Source organism: Pseudomonas allii (genome assembly GCF_055380095.1).
On the sequence record NZ_AP039450.1, the window covers coordinates 3,872,257 to 3,890,228 of the forward strand.

17 protein-coding genes are annotated in these 17,972 nt (G+C 62.7%); 4 read left to right on the forward strand and 13 right to left on the reverse strand.

What is annotated here, in order from left to right; all coding sequences use genetic code 11:
• Positions 1 to 11: 11 nt before the first annotated feature.
• The 3 genes from ACZ445_RS17345 to yfcF all read right to left on the reverse strand — a co-directional run bounded on the left by ACZ445_RS17345 (position 12) and on the right by yfcF (position 2,850).
• Positions 12 to 1,292 carry an MFS transporter gene (locus tag ACZ445_RS17345; RefSeq protein WP_058423973.1) on the reverse strand — a complete coding sequence of 427 codons (1,281 nt, stop codon included), beginning with the start codon at positions 1,290 to 1,292 and terminating at the stop codon, positions 12 to 14.
• A 98-nt stretch (positions 1,293 to 1,390) separates the two neighbouring features.
• Positions 1,391 to 2,122, reverse strand: coding sequence for a GntR family transcriptional regulator (locus ACZ445_RS17350; protein ID WP_058423974.1), 732 nt, complete (start codon positions 2,120 to 2,122; stop codon positions 1,391 to 1,393).
• A 110-nt stretch (positions 2,123 to 2,232) separates the two neighbouring features.
• Complete coding sequence (yfcF, locus tag ACZ445_RS17355; protein ID WP_179029198.1) at positions 2,233 to 2,850, reverse strand: glutathione transferase; 618 nt, start codon at positions 2,848 to 2,850, stop codon at positions 2,233 to 2,235.
• A 177-nt stretch (positions 2,851 to 3,027) separates the two neighbouring features.
• On the opposite strand from yfcF, the gene ACZ445_RS17360 reads away from it, so the two are divergent.
• Entirely contained in the window at positions 3,028 to 3,723 is a 696-nt protein-coding gene (locus ACZ445_RS17360; RefSeq protein WP_058423976.1) for a hypothetical protein, read from the forward strand.
• 10 nt (positions 3,724 to 3,733) lie between these two features.
• Here the strand turns inward: ACZ445_RS17360 and ACZ445_RS17365 are convergent, their stop codons facing one another.
• Positions 3,734 to 4,270 carry a DUF924 family protein gene (locus ACZ445_RS17365; protein WP_058423977.1) on the reverse strand — a complete coding sequence of 179 codons (537 nt, stop codon included), beginning with the start codon at positions 4,268 to 4,270 and terminating at the stop codon, positions 3,734 to 3,736.
• Positions 4,271 to 4,363: 93 nt separating this feature from the next.
• On the opposite strand from ACZ445_RS17365, the gene ACZ445_RS17370 reads away from it, so the two are divergent.
• Positions 4,364 to 5,518, forward strand: a complete 1,155-nt coding sequence (locus tag ACZ445_RS17370; RefSeq protein ID WP_058423978.1) for an acetyltransferase domain-containing protein — start codon at positions 4,364 to 4,366, stop codon at positions 5,516 to 5,518.
• Between the two features lie 9 nt (positions 5,519 to 5,527).
• Here the strand turns inward: ACZ445_RS17370 and metE are convergent, their stop codons facing one another.
• Both metE and ACZ445_RS17380 read right to left on the reverse strand, forming a co-directional pair.
• Positions 5,528 to 7,816 carry a 5-methyltetrahydropteroyltriglutamate--homocysteine S-methyltransferase gene (gene metE, locus ACZ445_RS17375; RefSeq protein ID WP_464707327.1) on the reverse strand — a complete coding sequence of 763 codons (2,289 nt, stop codon included), beginning with the start codon at positions 7,814 to 7,816 and terminating at the stop codon, positions 5,528 to 5,530.
• Positions 7,817 to 7,913: 97 nt separating this feature from the next.
• Positions 7,914 to 8,522 (reverse strand): LysE family translocator, encoded by a 609-nt coding sequence (locus ACZ445_RS17380; protein WP_058423980.1) that lies wholly within the window; start codon positions 8,520 to 8,522, stop codon positions 7,914 to 7,916.
• A 132-nt stretch (positions 8,523 to 8,654) separates the two neighbouring features.
• Between ACZ445_RS17380 and ACZ445_RS17385 the strand changes: the two genes are divergently transcribed.
• Both ACZ445_RS17385 and ACZ445_RS17390 read left to right on the forward strand, forming a co-directional pair.
• Positions 8,655 to 10,298 (forward strand): sensor domain-containing diguanylate cyclase, encoded by a 1,644-nt coding sequence (locus ACZ445_RS17385; protein WP_058423981.1) that lies wholly within the window; start codon positions 8,655 to 8,657, stop codon positions 10,296 to 10,298.
• Between the two features lie 223 nt (positions 10,299 to 10,521).
• Positions 10,522 to 10,893, forward strand: a complete 372-nt coding sequence (locus ACZ445_RS17390) for a GFA family protein (protein ID WP_058423982.1) — start codon at positions 10,522 to 10,524, stop codon at positions 10,891 to 10,893.
• 117 nt (positions 10,894 to 11,010) lie between these two features.
• On the opposite strand, the gene ACZ445_RS17395 is transcribed toward ACZ445_RS17390, so the two are convergent.
• From ACZ445_RS17395 to ACZ445_RS17425, 7 genes are read right to left on the reverse strand one after another with little or no spacing between them, the layout of a single operon-like run.
• Complete coding sequence (locus tag ACZ445_RS17395) at positions 11,011 to 12,330, reverse strand: OprD family porin (protein ID WP_058423983.1); 1,320 nt, start codon at positions 12,328 to 12,330, stop codon at positions 11,011 to 11,013.
• Positions 12,331 to 12,337: 7 nt separating this feature from the next.
• Positions 12,338 to 13,171 carry a phosphodiesterase gene (locus ACZ445_RS17400; RefSeq protein ID WP_310863871.1) on the reverse strand — a complete coding sequence of 278 codons (834 nt, stop codon included), beginning with the start codon at positions 13,169 to 13,171 and terminating at the stop codon, positions 12,338 to 12,340.
• Positions 13,172 to 13,180: 9 nt separating this feature from the next.
• Complete coding sequence (locus ACZ445_RS17405) at positions 13,181 to 14,212, reverse strand: ABC transporter ATP-binding protein (protein ID WP_179029203.1); 1,032 nt, start codon at positions 14,210 to 14,212, stop codon at positions 13,181 to 13,183.
• Positions 14,209 to 15,003 (reverse strand): ABC transporter permease, encoded by a 795-nt coding sequence (locus ACZ445_RS17410; RefSeq protein WP_058423986.1) that lies wholly within the window; start codon positions 15,001 to 15,003, stop codon positions 14,209 to 14,211. The genes ACZ445_RS17405 and ACZ445_RS17410 overlap by 4 nt, the downstream gene beginning before the upstream one ends.
• On the reverse strand, positions 15,000 to 15,818 hold the full coding sequence (locus ACZ445_RS17415) for an ABC transporter permease (RefSeq protein WP_464707328.1): 819 nt from the start codon (positions 15,816 to 15,818) through the stop codon (positions 15,000 to 15,002). The genes ACZ445_RS17410 and ACZ445_RS17415 overlap by 4 nt, the downstream gene beginning before the upstream one ends.
• Complete coding sequence (locus ACZ445_RS17420) at positions 15,819 to 16,823, reverse strand: ABC transporter substrate-binding protein (RefSeq protein ID WP_058423988.1); 1,005 nt, start codon at positions 16,821 to 16,823, stop codon at positions 15,819 to 15,821.
• Positions 16,807 to 17,826, reverse strand: a complete 1,020-nt coding sequence (locus ACZ445_RS17425) for a LacI family DNA-binding transcriptional regulator (RefSeq protein ID WP_179040702.1) — start codon at positions 17,824 to 17,826, stop codon at positions 16,807 to 16,809. Before ACZ445_RS17425 ends, ACZ445_RS17420 begins: the two co-directional genes overlap by 17 nt.
• Positions 17,827 to 17,972 lie beyond the last annotated feature (146 nt).

The window sequence follows — 17,972 nt, forward strand, 5'->3', positions numbered from 1 at the left end:
AGTAAAAAGGATCAGGCCTGGGCGCGCTGGTCGCTCACAACGCGCTCGGCGGGTGCCGCTTCCAGCACGCGGCCACGGGTTTCCGGCAGGCACAGCGCGGCGATCACGGCGACGCCGTAGGCGATCCCGGCATCGATGCCGATGGCCGAGCCGAGGGACATCGAGTCGCTCATATGCCCCACCAGGAAGGGAAACACCGCCGACAGCACGCGCCCGAAGTTGTAGCAAAAGCCCACGCCGGCGCCGCGCACATCCGCCGGGTACAACTCGTTGAACAACGCCCCCAGGCTGGCCGGAATACCGGCGGCGAAAAAGCCCAGCGGGAAGCCAAGGAACAGCATCTGCGTGTTGCTCAGCGGCAGGAACACATAGGCCTGCACGGTGATCACGCAGCACAGCGCAAACAGCACGATATTCTTGCGGCGGCCAATGCGGTCGATCAGCCAACCACTGGCGATGCAGCCGCACCAGAAGGCAAAGATGATCACCGCCAGGTAGCCGCCCGAGTTGAGTACCGACAGGTTGCGCTCGGTCTTGAGAAAGGTCGGCAGCCAGGTCATCACCGCGTGGTAACCACCGTGGGCACCCAGGCCCAGCAGGCCGCCGAACAACGTGACGCGGATCAGCTCAGGGCGGAAGATGCCGGCCAGGGACTTGAAGAAACTCTGGGGAATCGCCTGTTCTTTTTGCAGGCGCTGGAAGCTGTCAGGCTCCTCGACGTTGCGGCGCACCCAGATAATCAGGAACGACGGCAGCAGGCCCACCACAAACATCACCCGCCAGGCCATGTCCTGGGGCACAAACGAATAGATCAGCGCAAACACCCCGACCGCCACGCCCCAGCCCACGGCCCAGGCGCTTTGCACGGTGCCCATCACCTTGCCGCGGTACTTCGGGTTGATGGTCTCGGCCATCAACACCGCGCCCGCCGCCCATTCACCGCCGATGCCGAAGCCTTGCAGCGCCTTGACGATCAGCAACTGATGAAAGCCGGTGACGAACGCCGACAAAAACGTGAAGAACGAAAACCACAGGATCATCCACTGCAACGTGCGCACCCGGCCGTAGCGGTCGGACAAGGTGCCGCCGACCCAACCGCCGATGGCCGAGGTCACCAGCGTGACACCGCTGATCAGCCCCGCATCGCCCTTGCTCAAGGCGAAGGCCGCGATGAGTGCCGGGATCGCCAGGCCGAACATCTGCACTTCCAATGCATCCAGGGACCAGCCGCCGAAGCAGGCCCAGAACGTTTTGCGCTCCCGAGGAGTGACTTGGCGATACCAACTGAACATGATTTTTATCCTTATAGGTCAAACGCGAGGCAGCCGGGCGCGAACCGCGCCACAGCCGGGCCAGTGTTGGGCAAACAGTTAACGGTGCGGGTGTGCGGTCAGCGAATGTCCACGCGGTAGCGGAAGTGTTCGGCATGCCCGCGGGAGCGTCGCCACTCCAGGGGTAGGCCGGCGTAGTCGCGGGCCAGACGCTCGATCACCACCACCGGGCTGTTGACCGGTACTTGCAGCAAACGCGCGTACACCGCGTTGACCGATTCGGCGGTGAGGGTTTCCTCGGCCGAGGCCACCACCTGCCCGCAGACACTCTCATACACCGGATAGAGCAGCGGGCCTTGCGCGGACAGGTCGATGTCGAGCAAGGCCTGGAAGCGCGCGCGCGGCAGCCAGATTTCTTCGGCGAGCAGCGGCTGCACGTCAAACAGACGGGTCCGAACGATGCGGATCACTTGGGCCTCGGGGGCCAGGCCCAGCGCCTCGCTGACCGCCGACGGCGCGGCCACGGACTCGACCGTGAGGATGCGGCTTTGCGGCACCTGACGCTCGCCCGACGGGCCTTGAAAACGGAAAAACCTAAACAGCGACGACTGGAATTGCGGGCGGCGTACAAAGGTGCCACGGCCCTGCTGACGCTCCAGAATGCCCTCGCTGACCAGTGCATCCACGGCCTTGCGCACCGTGCCAGTGGACAGCGCGTACTCGGCGGACAACACCGCTTCGGTGGGAATCGCCTCGCCGGGGCGCCACCGATTGTTGGCGATCTGCTCGATCAGCTGGTCGCGCAAGCGTTGGTAAAGCGGCAGGCGGGCATCACTGGACAGCGTATTCATGGGGGCACATTCACTTTGTTATGTAGTCATATATATGAATATGACCGGAGTATTCTTCCGTCGGGTGACGCCTGTCAAGCGCATCACCGCAAAAGGAAGATGAATGGTCGTTACTGCGCCAGGCGTTGTTGCCGCACCCACGCCTGCACGGAGGGCCGCTGCCACTGGCGTTGGGCGTACTCCACCAACTCGGCAGGCACGCTGTCACCGTTGAGGATCAGGCGATTGAGCATCACGGCCAGGTCCACGTCCGCGATGCACCACTCACCGAACAAGTACGGCGGATTACCCGCCAACAGCGCCTGGGCCGCACTGATCAACTTCGCTGCCGCTGCTTCAGCCACCGGCGACAGTGCGGGCATCTTCTGCCCATAGAACACCACCATCGTCGAGCGCTCCTGACGGATCGGCAGCAAGTCACTGCGCAGCCACGCCTGCACCTGGCGCGCCCTCGCCCGCTGTTTTGGATCGGCCGGGTACACCGGCACGTCAGGGTAGGCCTGCTCCAGGTACTCGGTGATCGCCGAGGACTCCGACAAGGCGAAGTCGCCTTCCACCAGGGTCGGCACGCGCTGGGTCAGGGACAGTTGGGCAAAGTCGGCGGCGTGCTGTTGCGCGGCATCCAGGTCCAGGGCGATCGTGTCGAACGCCAGGCCTTTTTCGCGCAGGGTCACGAACACCGACATGGCGTAGGGGCTGGTGTACAGATGATCCACATACAGGCGCATAACGATTCTCCTTGAGGGGAACACCACGCTACGAGATGCGCCACAAGAAAGACAATGCGCTGTTTTTATGGGGGCATTCCTTGCGGGAATAGCCGTGCCCGCTGTGACAGCAACGCCTGTAAAGGTAGACTCGCCAAACTGCGCGCACCTGCGTACCACTAAAAAAGGATTTTCGTCTTGCGCCGCCCTTTCGCCGTGTTTTTGTCGTTCTCCAGTGTTCCTTGCGTAGCGTTTTCCAGTGAACTCCCCGCACTGCCCGGTGAAGCGCAGTATCAACAAGCCGCGAACCTGTTGAAGAAAAGCGACGCAGAGTACGCAGACCTGATGCGCTCATTGCTAGCCAAGAAAACGCCGACAGATATGGAAGAGAAGAAAGCGAACCTGGCGCTCGTCCAACAACGCTTGAGCGAATCGGCGCAGGCCGGACATCCCGTCGCCGAATATCGCCTGATGCTCCTATATCAGGTCTATTTGGTTCCTGGTAAAGAACAAGAGATGTGCCAACTGGCTGTCTCAAGCCTGGAACACGGCTTTGCCCCTGCCGCACTTTATGTAGACAACACCTGCCTGGACTATGTAGTGGGCCCCAAGTACATACCGGCACTGCAAAACGCTCTGGGCAAAATCGACGACTTTGCACGTTACTACCCGCAGCCCGCCGTATGGTTGACCTGCGGAGCGCGGCCGACTGGCGTCGAATTGCAATCAGGCAGCCAAAATGATTACCGCGCCGAACTTTATAAAGTGCTCGCCAGCCAAACCAATCGCAGAACTGCACGGCCGTTGCGCATTGAATACCTGGAGAAAGCGTTGGCAACCAACGGCTGCCCCTATGCGCACAAACGCCTGGAAATCGAACGGAACGCTCAATAAAGTCAAGTCGCTATCCGGCAAATCCGCCGGCTTCCAGAAACCTACGTTCAGCGTCAGTGGTCGCTCTGGCCAACACCTCGTTTCGATGGGGAAAACGCCCGAATTGCTCGATGATGCGCGCGTGTTCCTTGGCCCAATAGTAGGTGTTGGCGTCCAGTTGCCGGTTCAGGTCCAGGGAGCGCTGTTGATCGGCCGGGTCTTCCGAATGTTCGAATGGCAGATAGCAGAACGCACGCAATGCCGGTTCGACCTGCCGGTCCAGCCCGGCGTCCACCATGCGCCGGGCATACAGCCGTGCGAGCGGGTCGGTGGCGAACATATGGGCGGTGCCACGGAAAGCATTGCGCGGGTACTGGTCCAGCAGGATCAGCAGCGCCAGGGCGCCGTGCGCCGAGTCCAGCCAGCTTTCCAGCTCACGCCGGGCCGCTTGCAGGTGGGCGGTGTGGAAGGTGTCGCGGAAGTTGGCGTCGAAGGCATCGTCCTTGGCAAACCAGCGTTTGGGGCCGGCGTGTTGCCAGAAGTCGATGACAGCCTGCGCAGTGATCATGGTGAGTACCTGGAAAGATAATTTAGCTGACGGTATCAGAATCCAATGTTATAGGATAACGCCCCCTTGCCGCCCTGCCCTGTGATCACGCCCATGACCGATGCTGTTCCCCTGCGCCAACGCCTGCTCTCCATCGACGCCCTGCGCGGCCTGGTGATCCTGTTCATGCTGCTCGACCACGTGCGCGAAACCTTCCTGCTGCACCGCCAGGTCAGCGACCCCATGGCCATCGACAGCACCGAGCCCGCACTGTTTGCCAGCCGCACCCTCGCCCACCTGTGTGCGCCGGTGTTTGTGTTGCTCACGGGGTTGTCGGCCTGGCTCTACGGCCAGAAGTACCAGGGCCGCCGCGACGTATCGGCGTTCCTGTTCAAGCGCGGGCTGTTCCTGGTGGTGCTGGAATTCACCCTGGTCAACTTCGCCTGGACCTTCCAGTTGCCGCCCAGCGTGATCTACCTGCAGGTGATCTGGGCGATTGGCGTGAGCATGCTCGCCCTGGCGGCGCTGGTGTGGTTGCCGCGAGCGCTGCTGATCGGGTTGGCGCTGCTGATCATTAGCGGGCATAACCTGCTGGATGGGGTGCACTTCGCTGCGGGGTCGGCCTTGCATATTCCGTGGACGATCCTGCATGAGCGCAGCTGGATCGAGGTGGGCGATTCGCTGCGGTTGCGCACGACCTACCCGGTGCTGCCGTGGATCGGCGTGATTGCATTGGGGTACAGCCTGGGCCCATGGTTTGCCAATGGCATGCCGCCGGCGCTGCGCCAGCGTCATCTGTTGCTGGGTGGTGTGGGTGCGTTGGTCGGGTTCGTGCTGTTGCGCACCGCCAATGGCTATGGCGAGAAGCCTTGGCAGGCCTATGAGAGCGGCGTGCAGACGCTGATGAGCTTTTTCAACATCACCAAATACCCGCCTTCGCTGCTGTTTCTGGCGCTGACCCTGGGGCTTGGCGTGCTGCTGTTACTGGCATTTGAACGTGCGGGGCAGAAACGCTGGATTGGTGTGCTTGCCACATTTGGTGCGGCACCGATGTTCTTCTATTTGCTGCACCTGTACGTGCTGAAAATCCTCTACGTCGCCTGTGTGGCGTTGTTCGGCCTCAACCACGGCACCTACTTCGGTTTCGACAGCATCGGCGCCGTGTGGCTGGTGGCGCTGTTGCTGCCCCTGGCGCTCTACCCGCCTGTGCGCTGGTTCGCCGGGCTCAAGGCGCGTCGCCGCGACCTGGCCTGGCTCAAATATCTGTAGGGTTGTGTGTCAGCCCAGTTCGGCGCGCAGTTGACGCGCTGCCGTCACCATATGAATCAGCGCCGCTTCCGTCTCCGGCCAGCCACGGGTTTTCAACCCGCAATCCGGGTTCACCCACAACCGCTCTGCCGGAATCCGCTTGGCTGCCTTGCGCAATAGGTTGGCCATCTCGGCAGCATCCGGTGCGCGCGGCGAGTGGATGTCATAGACGCCCGGACCGATTTCGTTCGGGTAGGCGAAGGCTTCGAAGGCATCGAGCAACTCCATGTCCGAGCGCGACGTCTCGATGGTGATCACGTCGGCATCCATCGCCGCGATGGACTCGATCACATCGTTGAACTCGCTGTAGCACATGTGCGTATGGATCTGGGTCTCGTCACGCACACCGGAGGCACACAAGCGGAACGCCTCGGTGGCCCAGTCCAGGTAATGCTGCCACTGGGCCTGGCGTAACGGCAGGCCTTCGCGGAACGCCGCTTCGTCGATCTGCACGATCTTGATGCCCGCGGCTTCCAGGTCCACCACCTCATCACGAATCGCCAGGGCCAGTTGACGGGCCTGCACTTCGCGGCTCACGTCTTCACGGGAGAACGACCACATCAGCATGGTCACCGGGCCGGTCAGCATGCCTTTCATGACCTTTTTGGTCAGGCCCTGGGCGTAGCGGATCCACGCCACGGTCATCGCCTTCGGGCGGCTCAGGTCGCCGAAGATCACCGCCGGTTTCACGCAGCGCGAACCGTAGCTCTGGACCCAACCAAAGCGGGTAAACACATAGCCGTCCAGTTGCTCGGCGAAATATTCGACCATGTCGTTACGTTCGGCTTCGCCGTGCACCAGCACGTCCAGGCCGAGGTTTTCCTGTACTTCAACCGCATGCTTGATTTCGCTGTGCATGGCTTCGACGTATTCGGCCTCGCTCAACTTGCCGGCCTTGTACGACTGGCGCGCCAGGCGGATCGACGCGGTCTGCGGGAACGAGCCAATGGTGGTAGTCGGCAACAACGGCAGGTTGAGGCCAGCGCGTTGTTGCTCGATACGCTGGGTAAACGGCGACTGGCGCTGGCTGTCCCGGGCGGTGATGGCGGCGACACGGGCTTGCACAGTGGGCTTATGGATACGCGGCGAAGCGGCACGCGCAGCCTGCACCGCGCGGCTGTCGGCCAGGGCTGCAACCACGTTGGGCGCTGCGGGTTCATTGACGGCTTGAACCAGCACCGCGACTTCGGTGCACTTCTGCACGGCGAACGCCAGCCAGCTTTTCAGTTCGGCATCCAGTTGGTCTTCGCGGGTCAGGTCGACCGGGCTGTGCAGCAGCGAGCAGGACGGCGCGACCCATAGGCGATCACCCAGTTTTTCGTGGGCGTGCTGCAAGTTGGCCAGGGCCTTTTCCAGGTCGCAACGCCACACATTCCGGCCGTTGACCACACCCAGGGACAGCACCTTGTAGGCCGGCAGGCGATCAAGAATCGTCGGGTATTGCTCAGGCGCCCGCACCAGGTCGATGTGCAGGCCATCCACCGGCAGGTTGGCGGCCAGGCCGAGGTTTTCTTCCAGGCCGCCGAAGTAGGTGGCAACCAGCTTTTTCAGCGGGTCGCGCTGGATCAGGTTGTAGGCACGCTCAAAGGCGTTTTTCCATGCCTGCGGCAGATCGAGCACCAGGATCGGCTCGTCAATCTGCACCCACTCCACCCCCAGCTCAGCCAGGCGCTGGAAAATCTGGCCGTACAGCGGCAGTAGGCGGTCGAGCAGGTCGAGCTTGTCGAAGTCGCCACCCTTGGCCTTGCCCAGCCACAGATAGGTCAGCGGGCCCAGCACCACAGGCTTGACGGTGTGGCCCAGGTCGCGGGCTTCCTGCACTTCTTCGAACAGCTGGTCCCACCCCAGGTGGAAGTGTTGATCAGCGCTGAATTCCGGCACCAGGTAGTGGTAGTTGGTGTCAAACCACTTGGTCATTTCCTGGGCGTGAGCCCCGCCGCAGCAACTGTCGCTGACGCCACGGGCCATGCCGAACAGGGTGTGCAAGGTCGCTTTGCCATCGGCCGGGCGGAAGCGCTCCGGAATCACGCCGAACATCAGCGAGTGGGTCAGCACCTGGTCGTACCAGGCAAAATCACCGGCCGGCAACAGCTCGATGCCGGCCTGCTTTTGCAGGTCCCAGTGGGTCTTGCGCAAGTCACGGCCAACGGCACGCAGGCCGGCTTCGTCGAGCTCACCCTTCCAGAACGCTTCCTGCGCTTTTTTCAGTTCACGGTCGCGTCCGATGCGTGGGAATCCTAGGGAATGGGCGACTGCCATGACGTGCAACTCCAATGTCGGTGGTGATGGCAGCCATTGTCGACAGGCAGTTACCGTGAGACAAACTCATTTAATTCCTGATCATCACAAAATCTGCTCACGTTGCGATCAGGTGCACATAGAACGCGTGAAACATTAAATATGCACACACCGCGAGAGCCAGACCCATGCACCGATTGAACAGGGTGAACGCCGACGTCCCGTTGATCCGCCGCCCCAGCAGCGCCCCCAGCAACGCGTAGATCCACGGCGCACCGAACGCGCCGAAGGCCAGCACCGCCGAGACCACGGCAATGGACGCTCCGGTGATATGCGCCGCCGGCAGCATCACACTGGTGATCGGCAACACGGCCATGATGCCCTTGGGGTTGAGCAACTGGATCACCAGGCCGTTCCAGAACGTGAGGGTCCTGGTCTGTGCCGTTGACGCGCTTTCATCAACCACCGTGCGCGCGGTGAACACCTGATAAGCCAGGTACAGCGTGTACACGCCGCCAACCAACGAGATATACGGCAACGCGGCCTGGGCGATGATCGCCTCGCCGGTGTAGCCAAACAGTACGAACAGCAGCATCATCGCGCAGCCCACACCGACGAAGAACCCGGTGGAGCGGCGGAACTGACCGGTGAGTCCGGCGTTGAGGCCCATGAAATTTACGGGGCCGGGGCTGTACATGACGCTGAAGGCGTAGAGGAAGATGTCCACGGGATCCCAACAGTAGAAGAAGTCGAGCGAGTCTACTGAGGCAGCTCGGGGCAAATCTTGTACGTTTGTGGTTGGCCCGTACCTACCTATTACGCATACTACAATCACAAAAAAACCCTCAAATGAGCACCCATGATTAAAACCAGTCTGCGTACTCACCTGACCCTGTGGTTTGCCGGTTTATCGTTGCTCACGATGCTGATCGTCGGTGTTTACGTTGGCCATATCGCTACCGAACAGGTCAAGCAGGCCAGTGGCAATGCCTTGCTCAGCACGGCCCGGTCCAGCGCTGCGCTATTGGCCGTGCAGTTGCGCGAACGTCAGCTGGAAGTCTCGCTGCTGAGCAAGGCCCCGCTGTTTCGCCAGGGCAACCTGGACGCGCCGGATATGCTGACCTTGATGCAGCTGCGGACCCAGTCCCGCACCGAATATGCGTGGATGGGCGTGGCCGACGCCGAAGGCCGCGTGCACCAGGCGGTGAATGGCTTGCTGGTCAACCAGTCGGTGCAGCAACGGCCATGGTTCCAGGCCGGCATGCGCGGCGAATACACCGGCGATCCCCACGAAGCCGTGCTGCTCGCCAAACTGCTGCCTGGCGCAGACAATGGCGAACCCCTACGCTTTATCGACTTTGCCGCGCCGATACGCAACACCAAGGGCGAGACCATCGGCGTGCTCGGCGCCCATGCCCACTGGCGCTGGGTGACGCAGATCGTCGACTCGGCGGTGATGCAAAAAGACGCGGCCGCCCGCCTTGAAGCGCTGATCATCGACTTCGACGGCAAGGTGCTTTACCCCGAAATCCTCGCGGGCGAGCAAATGCCCAGACACGACTTGCGCTCGCCCTCCGGCTGGACCACCGGCAACGGCTACGTCAGTGCAGCGGTCGCGGTGCCCAGCCCGTCCAACGCCAACCTGTCCTGGTACATCGTGGTACGCCAGCCACTGGACATCGCTCTGCAACCGGCGCGGGTGCTGCTGTACAAACTGCTGATCCTGGGCGTGATCGCCGCCGTGCTGTTCGGCTGGGTCGCCTACTGCCTGGCGTCCACCCTCAGCCGCCCGATCGAACGCCTGGCCAGGTCCGCGAAGCAGGTGCAGGACCATCAACCCGGCGCGGTCTTCCCCCATGATCACCCCGTGCGGGAAATCGCCCAATTGGGGCACTCGCTCACCGGTATGACGCACTCCCTGCTGGCCAAGGAACGTGAGCTGCAAGACGCCAACGCCTCCCTGGAAGCCACCGTCACCCAACGTACCGCCGCCCTGACCCAAGCCAATGCCGACCTGCTCAAGCTCGCCACCCACGACGCCTTGACCGGTGTCTACAACCGTCGCCGCTTCGATGAAAAACTCGCCGAGAACAGCCTGCTGTTCCAACGCAGCGGCCGCACCTTCGCCCTGCTGCTGATCGACGCCGACTACTTCAAGCGCGTCAACGATACCTACGGCCATGCCATCGGCGACGACGTGTTGTGCCAACTGGCCGTACTGATTGAAAACACCACCCGCGTCACCGACTTCGTGGCGCGTTATGGCGGCGAAGAATTCGCCGTGCTGCTCCCCGAAGTCGAGGCGCCGGACAGCCCCGAGGTGGTGGCCGAAAAAATCCGCGTGGCGGTGGAGGCTGCGGTGTTTCCAACCGTGGGGCGCCTGACCGTGAGCATCGGCGTGAGTGTGGCCGAGCCTTCGGACCGCGACTCCGCGGCGTTGCTCAAGCGTGCGGATAGCCGCCTGTACGAGGCCAAGGCGGCGGGGAGGAATCGGGTGGTGTGAGGCCTGGACACCTTTTGTGGCCCCGGGGCTTGCCGTTTTGAGCAGGCTTACTGCGGCGATTGGGCGTGTTGTGGCGAGGGGGCTTGTCCCCCGTTGGGCTGCGCAGCAGCCCCAAAAAAAATGGGAGCGCTGCGCACTCCAACGGGGGACAAGCCCGCTCGCCACAGCAAGCTCGCTCACTACAGGTATAGTGTCTGCCGTTACGTTCAGAACACGATCACACATGGATGTCGTTACTCAAGGCAGTTGCCTCTGCGGCGCAGTCACCTATCAAGTCTCGACCTCGCTCAAGGCCGCCACACACTGTCACTGCAAAAAATGCCAGAAAAGCCATGGCGCGGCGTTTGCTACTTACGCCAGTGCGCCGCAGTCAGCCGTGAATATCCGGCAGGTGCGGGGCACGCTGAAAAGCTATGAGTCATCACCGGGCATTACTCGCCAGTTCTGTTCGGAATGCGGTTCATCGTTGTTTTGGCACGATGCAAAAGGGCTTTATCCCGATTGGATTTCGATTGCGCTGGGCACACTCGATACCCCGTTCGCCCCCCAGAACCTGAAGCACAGCTGCATCGAGTCCAAGGCCACTTGGCTGTAGGAGCGAGCTTGCTCGCGAAAACCGTCAACGATAACGCGTTCATTCAGACTTAACGCGTCGCCCTCAGGTTCTTCTCGAGCAAGCTCGCTCCTACAGTTGTTACCCGCGTTTACAGACTTACATCAACGGAATCGAGTAACTCACGAACACCCGATTCTGGTCCTGGTCCCGCGCCACTTCACTGCGTGACACACCATTGCGCCAGCCGAACCCGACGTTCTTGAACGTGCCGCTCTGCACCACGTAATCCAGCGAAATATCGCGCTCCCACTCGCTGGCATCGTTGCCGCTGGCGGTGAGGATGTGCTCGCCCTTCAAGTACATCACCGACGCCTTCAGGCCCGGCACGCCAAGCGAGGCGAAGTCATAGGCGTATTGGGCAAAGGCCGTGCGTTCACCGGCCTGGATGAAGGTCTGCACGGTACGATCGGTGTAGAGGTACAGGCTGGAACCGCCCTCCCCTTTGTTGACCAGGCCGCCCTGGTTGAGTTGGGCGAAGTTGCTGTCATCCGAGACTTGCTGGTAACCGGCGGTGATCGCGTGCGGGCCCAGGGAGTAGATGAACGCTGCGCTCCAGGTGTTGTTGTCGATTTCACCCGTGCCGTTCTTGGTATAGCCGCCGAGCTTGTAACCTTCGGCACGGCCGGCGACGCTGCTGTTCTTGCCATCGGAGGTGGTCTTGAAGTAGCGCAGGTCGGTTTTCAATGAGCCGTAGTCGCCCAGCGGCAATACATGGATCAGACCGGCAAAGTGCTGTTGGTAATAGTCTTCGAGGTTGGCGTAGTAGTACTGGACCAGCAGGTCCTTGGTTACTTGGTAATCGGCACCGGCGTAGTTGAATTTATTGCTTTCCTGGGTGCCGCCCGCCGCCGCCAGGCCGCTGCGGTCGCTGGAACCACGGCCAGTGGTGTGCTGCAGCTGGCCGCCGACCAGGGTCAGGTTGTCGATGTCCTTGCTGGTGATTTGCCCGCCTTCGAACGACTGCGGCAACAGGCGCCCGTCGTTGCTCACCAGGATCGGCAGGTTCGGCCGCAGGTAGCCGTAACGCAGTTCGCTCTTGGCGAAACGCGCCTTGGCCGTCGCACCGCCACGGGCCCAGGAGTCGGCAGCCTTGCCGTCGTCCGTGGGGATCATCGAACTGCCCACATGGCGGCCGGCGCCGCTGTCGAGGGTGACGCCGAGCATGCCCACGGCATCCAGGCCGAAGCCGACCGTGCCGTCGGTAAAGCCCGACTGGTAGTTGAGGATAAACGCCTGGCCCCATTCTTCGGTCTTCGACGGTGCGGCGGCGCCGTCACGGTTGTCGTTGTTGAAGTAGAAGTTGCGCAGGCTCAAGTTGGCTTTGCTGTCACTCAAAAAATCAGCCGAGGCCAGGGGGCTCAGGGCAATGCCCAGGCCGCCGGTCAATACGCTTAACACATGCAAAGTGGCTTTCATCACAACCTCAGTCAATTAATCCATGGGCGTCATAAAACGGATACGGCCCCGGGTACTCCCCGAACACGCCGTTGTGGCTGATCAAACCCTGCTGCGCCTCCCAGCGATGCAACAGATAGCCCGCCGGCTCCAGGTTGAAATGCGCGGGCGCCGCTTCTTGTAAATCCAGTACGATCTGGTGAGAGGTGCCGGGGCACACACAACTCAGGCTGCCGCCAAAACGCCGTTGCATCGGCCGGTGCAAATGGCCGCAGAGCAGGCGCTCCACTTGCGGATGGCGCGCAACGACGTGCTCCAGGGCGGCAGCATTGATGAAAGGTTCGCGGTCCATGTGGCCGATGCCGCTGATGAACGGCGGGTGATGCAGGATCAGCAGGGTCGGCGCATCCGGGCGCAGGGCCAATTGCTCATCCAGCCAGTGCAATTGGCTGTCGAGCAATTGGCCGCCGTGAGCGCCGGGAATGGTCGAGTCAAGGCCGATCAGGCGCAGCGGATGGTCGTCGACCACCCAGTCCAACGGGCCCTCGGCCGACAACGGCAGATACGCGTGATCGCGGAACGCTTCCAGCAACGGCCCACGGTTGTCGTGGTTGCCGGGCACCAGGTAGCACGGCATGTGCAGGCGCGCGAGTTCGGGGTGCAGCACGGCGTATTCATCGGCGCGGCCGAAGTCCACCAGGTCTCCGCTGATGACCACGATATCAGGCCGTGGGTGGCTGGCGTTCAAGTGGTCGACGGCACGGCGCAGCGCGCCTAACGTGTCGACCACGCCGTAAGTGAGGCGCTGGCCGGCTTTAAGATGCAGGTCGCTGATCTGCGCGACGAGAAACGGACGATTCACGATAGAGTCTCAAGCATTCAGGGTGAACAACATGTGCGGCGCAATCGCCAGGGCAATTGGTGCGCCGACGGCGTACAGCTGGTTGTCGCTGCTGTCGACCAGCAGCGGTTGCGGGCCGCCCACATCCACCAGCAGGCGGCTTTGCGCGCCTTGGAAGAACTGCGCCAGCAGGTGACCGTGCAAGTGCCCTTCGCTCTCCATCACCTTCAAGTGTTCGGGGCGGCAATACACCGTGCTGGGCACGTGGGCGTCATGCCACGGCAACTCGCCGCCACAGACTTTCAAGCCATGGGCCGCTGGCTCGATCACAGCGAAGGCATTGAGGTTGCCGACAAAGCCCGCAACGAAGGCATTGGCCGGTTTCTGGTAGATGTCACGCGGGCTGGCCAATTGCGCGACACGCCCGTGTTCCATCACCAGGATGCGGTCGCCCAGGGCCATGGCTTCGCCCTGGTCGTGGGTGACAAACACCGAGGTGATGCCCAGGCCGCGCAGCAGTTCATTCAACTCGCTGCGCAGGCGTTCGCGCAGTTGCGCATCGAGGGCGGCCAGCGGTTCGTCCAGCAGCAACACTTTCGGGCGCGGCGCCAACGCACGCGCCAAGGCCACGCGCTGTCGCTGGCCGCCGGAAAGTTCGTGGATGCTGCGCTGGCCGTGGTGCTGCAAGCCCACCAGTTCCAGCAATTCCTCGCAGCGCTTGTTGCGCTCCACCACCGACATACCGCGAATCTTCAAGCCATACACAATGTTCCCGGCCACATCCAGGTTGGGAAACAGCGCGTAGTTCTGGAACACCATGCCTACGTCACGGCGTTCGATCGGCAGGCGGGTCACGTCCTGGTCGCCGAACCACACCTGGCCCACATCCGGGCGTTCGAGGCCGGCGATCAGGCGCAAGGTGGTGGTCTTGCCGCAGCCGGACGGGCCAAGAATGGCCAGGGTTTCGCCGCCTTCGACGGTCAGGTCCAGGTCATGCACGGCCACGGTGCCGTCGGCGAATGCCTTGCGACAGCCTTGCAGGCGGATAGTGATAGCGGTCATCGACGCTCTCCACGGGACAAACGGGCACTGATGGCCTGCAGCGCAATCAGCAGCGGCACGATCATCAGCAAAAAGATAAGGGTGTAGGCGCTGGCGATTTCCAGGCGTGCCGAGGCGTAGCTGTCGGCCAGGCCCACGGGTAAGGTCTTGGTCATCGGCGTGTGGAGCATCCAGGTCAGGTTGAACTCACCCAGGGACAGGGTCACCACCATCAACACACCGGCCAGGATCCCGGCCCGACAGTTGGGCACCACCACGCTGAAAAAGCGCTTGATCGGGCCGGCACCCAGGCTGGCCGCCGCTTCCTCCAGCACCGGCAGCTGCTGGCGTTGCATCACCGCCATCACCGGGCGCACCAGGAACGGCAAGGTGAACAGCACATGGCCGACCAGGATGAACAGCCAACTGCTGCGAAAGCTGCCGAACTGGCCGTAGGTCAGCAGCAAGGCCAACGCACTGGCCAACCCCGGCATGGCCACCGGCAGCACCATCAACTCTTCGAAGGCGCGGCTGAAGCGGTTGTTCATGCGCACCAAGCCGTAGGCCGCCGGCACACCTATCACGCAGACGCACACCGCGCAGGCCAGCGCCAGTTGCAGCGACAACCACACGGTGGGCGAATACGCCTGCCACACCTGCACCAGCCAATCGAAGGTCAAGCCACTGGACAGCCCGACGAAGAAATTGCGGGTCAACCCGGCCAGCAGCGACATCACCACCGGCACCAGCATGAAGGCGCACACCAACAGGGTGAACAGCAGTTGCAGCACAAACAGCGATGAGCGTTTCACAGCACAGTCCCCGAGTTCTTGACCAGGCGCCGCGTGAGCAGCAGCACGACCCAGGTCACCGCGCCGAGCACCACCGACAGTGCGGCCGCCACGGCGAAGTTGGCGTAGTTGGTGAACACGTTGTAGATCGCTACCGGGGTGACGTTCAGCCGCGTGCCCAAGGTAAAGGCGGTGCCGAAGGCGCCCATGGAGGTTGCGAAACAGATCGCCCCGCAGGAGGCCAGCGCCGGCGCCAGGCCCGGCACGATCACATCGCACACCACTCGCCAATGCCCGGCGCCCAGGGAATGCGCGGCCTCTTCCAGGCTGCGATCAAGGCTCTCGCACGCGGCCATCACCGTGAGGATCACCCGCGGGATCGAGAAGTACAGGTAACCCACGAACAGCCCCGCCAGCGAGTAGGCAAAGATCCAGCGCTCACCGGCCAGTTGCAGGCCCAGCGAGGCCAACAGGCCCTGACGGCCAGCCAGCAGAATCACCAGGAAACCCACCACCACGCCGGGAAACGCCAGCGGAAACGTGAGCAATGCCACCAGCGCCGAGCGCCCGAAGAACTGCTGCCGGGCGAGGAACACGCCGCTGATGCCGCCGATCAGCAGCGCCACCAGCGTCACCACCACCGCCAGCAGCAGGGTTTGCCCAAGGCTGCCCAAATACTGCGCGCTGCTGAGCACCTGCCAGTAGCCGCTGCCGTTGCTGTCGCGGCTGTCGGCGCCGAGCACCATCAGGTGCGCCAGCGGCAGCAGCCAGAACGCGAGCAGCACCGCAAACGCCGGGGCCAGTGCCCAGGCTGCGTGTCTTGCCGATGCGGCCACTTACTTGACCTCGTTCAGGTAACGGGCGGCGAAGGCTTCCTGCACAGCGGCCATTTTTTCGTAGTCCACCACGCCGGCACGGGCGTAGTCGCTGTCGGGCAGGAACTGTGCGGCCACGTCGGCCGGCATCTTCATCGGCCGTACCGGGCGCAGATAGGCCTTGGCCCAGAGCGCCTGGCCTTCGTCCGACAGCACGAAGTCGAGGACCTTCTCTGCGTTGGCGCGGTGCGGCGCGTTGGCCACTAGGCTCATCACGTAGGGCACGCTGATGCTGCCTTCCTGGGGGATCACAAAGGCGACGTTGGCCTTGTCTTTGTAGCGCGCGCGGTAGGCGTTGAAGTCGTAGTCCACCAGGATTGGCAACTCGCCGGACAGCACCCGCGCATAGGCGGTCTGCTTGGGCACGATGGGCGCGTTTTTCGCCAGCTTCTGGAAGTAGTCGATGGCCGGGGCGAAGTTGTCCAGGTCACCGCCCATGGCGCGGTTGATCGCCACCGCCGACACGTAGCCGACGAAGGCACTGGACGGGTCGAGGTAACCGACCATGCCTTTGTATTCAGGCTTGAGCAGGTCGGCCCAGCTTTGCGGCACCGGCAGACCACCCAACGCATCGACGTTGACCATGATGCCCAAGGTGCCGGAGTGGATCGCGAACCAATGGCCGGCCGGGTCTTTCAGCCCGGCGGGAATCTGCTCCCAGGCCTTGGGTTTGTAGGTGTCGACCACCTCGGCTTTCTGCGCCTGCAGGCCGAAGGTCACACCGTAGTAAACGACGTCGGCCACCGGTGCAGCTTTCTCTGCCACCAACTGTGCCAGGGATTGGCCGGAATTCTTGTTGTCCAGCGGTACCTGCACACCGGTGCTGGCGGCGATGGCCTTGAGCTGGGTGCCCCAGTCGGCCCAGTCCGGCGGGCAGTTGTAGCAGATCGCGGTGTCGGCGGCCTGGGCCAGGCTGGCCGCACCGCACAGCAGCACGGCTGCCAGGGTTTTACGGAGTGCGCGCATCAGGGGTTTCCTCGTGGGGTTGAGTGCTTTCGCCCGGCCGGATATGGCAAGGCAGGCAATGGGACGTCGGGGCATTGCCGGCGATCTGCGCCAGCAGTTGGTCAATCACAGTGCTGGCGAGCAGCGCAATCGGCTGCACCACGCTGCACAGGGTCGGGTGCATCTGGGTGCCGAGGCTGATGCCATCGAAGCCCATCACCGAGAGTTGCCCGGGTACGTTCCAGGCGTTGCGACGCAGCTCGGCGATCAGGCTGATGGCCAGGAAGTCGTTGGAACACACCAGTGCCGTGGGTGCTTCATTGCCTTGGAGACAAGGTTCGATGGCGGCGAATTCGGCCTGGGTATGGGCCGGCATTTCGATCACTGTGCGGGGCTCAAGGCCATATTCGCGCATCGCATCGCAATACCCGGCGTAGCGCAGGCGCGCACGGTCCGACTGCAGCGCGGGGCCGGCGACCATGCTGATGCGGCGGTGCCCCGCTTCGAGCAGGTAACGCGTGGCCAGGGCCATGCCGGCGCGGTTGTCCACCGACACGGCGCTGTAGTTGGGGTTGCTGGGTTGGTGGTAGGCCAGCACAAACGGGGTTTTCTCAGTATTCAGGCTGCTGAGCACCACGTTGCTTTCAGCATCGGTGACCGTCAGCACCAGGCCGTCCACGCGCTGGCGCAACAGCTCTTCCACCACAATGCTTTCGCGCTCGCTGCTGTAGTCGGTGGTCGCCAGCAACAGGCTATAACCACGCAACCGTGCCGCGCGCTCCATGGCCTGGAACTGTTCGGCGAACACCGGGTTGAGCAGGTTGGGCACCACCACGCCGATCAACTGGGTGGTTTGCAGGCGCAGTTGGCGGCCCAGCAGATTGGGGCGAAAACCCAACTCACGGGCAGCGGCGAACACCTGCTCACGGGTGGTCGGGCGCACCTGGTCGGGGGAAGCAAAAGTGCGGGCGGCGGTGGCGCGGGATACCCCGGCCAACCGTGCTACGTCTTTCAAGTCAGTCATTGTCACTCGCTTGAGATCGATCTCATTGGCGAGGACAGTAATGGGGAAATGTGGCAGTTCGGCGGTAAGGTGATGACAGTTTGATGTCGGTGGACCCGATAGACAGGGGCCAAACTGTGGGAGGGGGCTTGCCCCCCCGATGGCAG

Excerpts from the sequence above, each read along its gene's own strand:
- ACZ445_RS17405 (WP_179029203.1), bottom strand. The coding sequence starts at position 14,212 with ATGACCGCTATCACTATCCGCCTGCAAGGCTGTCGCAAGGCATTCGCC.
- ACZ445_RS17350 (WP_058423974.1), bottom strand. The coding sequence starts at position 2,122 with ATGAATACGCTGTCCAGTGATGCCCGCCTGCCGCTTTACCAACGCTTG.
- ACZ445_RS17425 (WP_179040702.1), bottom strand. The coding sequence starts at position 17,826 with ATGACTGACTTGAAAGACGTAGCACGGTTGGCCGGGGTATCCCGCGCC.
- ACZ445_RS17365 (WP_058423977.1), bottom strand. The coding sequence starts at position 4,270 with ATGATCACTGCGCAGGCTGTCATCGACTTCTGGCAACACGCCGGCCCC.
- ACZ445_RS17345 (WP_058423973.1), bottom strand. The coding sequence starts at position 1,292 with ATGTTCAGTTGGTATCGCCAAGTCACTCCTCGGGAGCGCAAAACGTTC.
- ACZ445_RS17395 (WP_058423983.1), bottom strand. The coding sequence starts at position 12,330 with ATGAAAGCCACTTTGCATGTGTTAAGCGTATTGACCGGCGGCCTGGGC.
- ACZ445_RS17385 (WP_058423981.1), top strand. The coding sequence starts at position 8,655 with ATGATTAAAACCAGTCTGCGTACTCACCTGACCCTGTGGTTTGCCGGT.
- ACZ445_RS17390 (WP_058423982.1), top strand. The coding sequence starts at position 10,522 with ATGGATGTCGTTACTCAAGGCAGTTGCCTCTGCGGCGCAGTCACCTAT.
- ACZ445_RS17370 (WP_058423978.1), top strand. The coding sequence starts at position 4,364 with ATGACCGATGCTGTTCCCCTGCGCCAACGCCTGCTCTCCATCGACGCC.
- yfcF (WP_179029198.1), bottom strand. The coding sequence starts at position 2,850 with ATGCGCCTGTATGTGGATCATCTGTACACCAGCCCCTACGCCATGTCG.
- metE (WP_464707327.1), bottom strand. The coding sequence starts at position 7,816 with ATGGCAGTCGCCCATTCCCTAGGATTCCCACGCATCGGACGCGACCGT.
- ACZ445_RS17420 (WP_058423988.1), bottom strand. The coding sequence starts at position 16,823 with ATGCGCGCACTCCGTAAAACCCTGGCAGCCGTGCTGCTGTGCGGTGCG.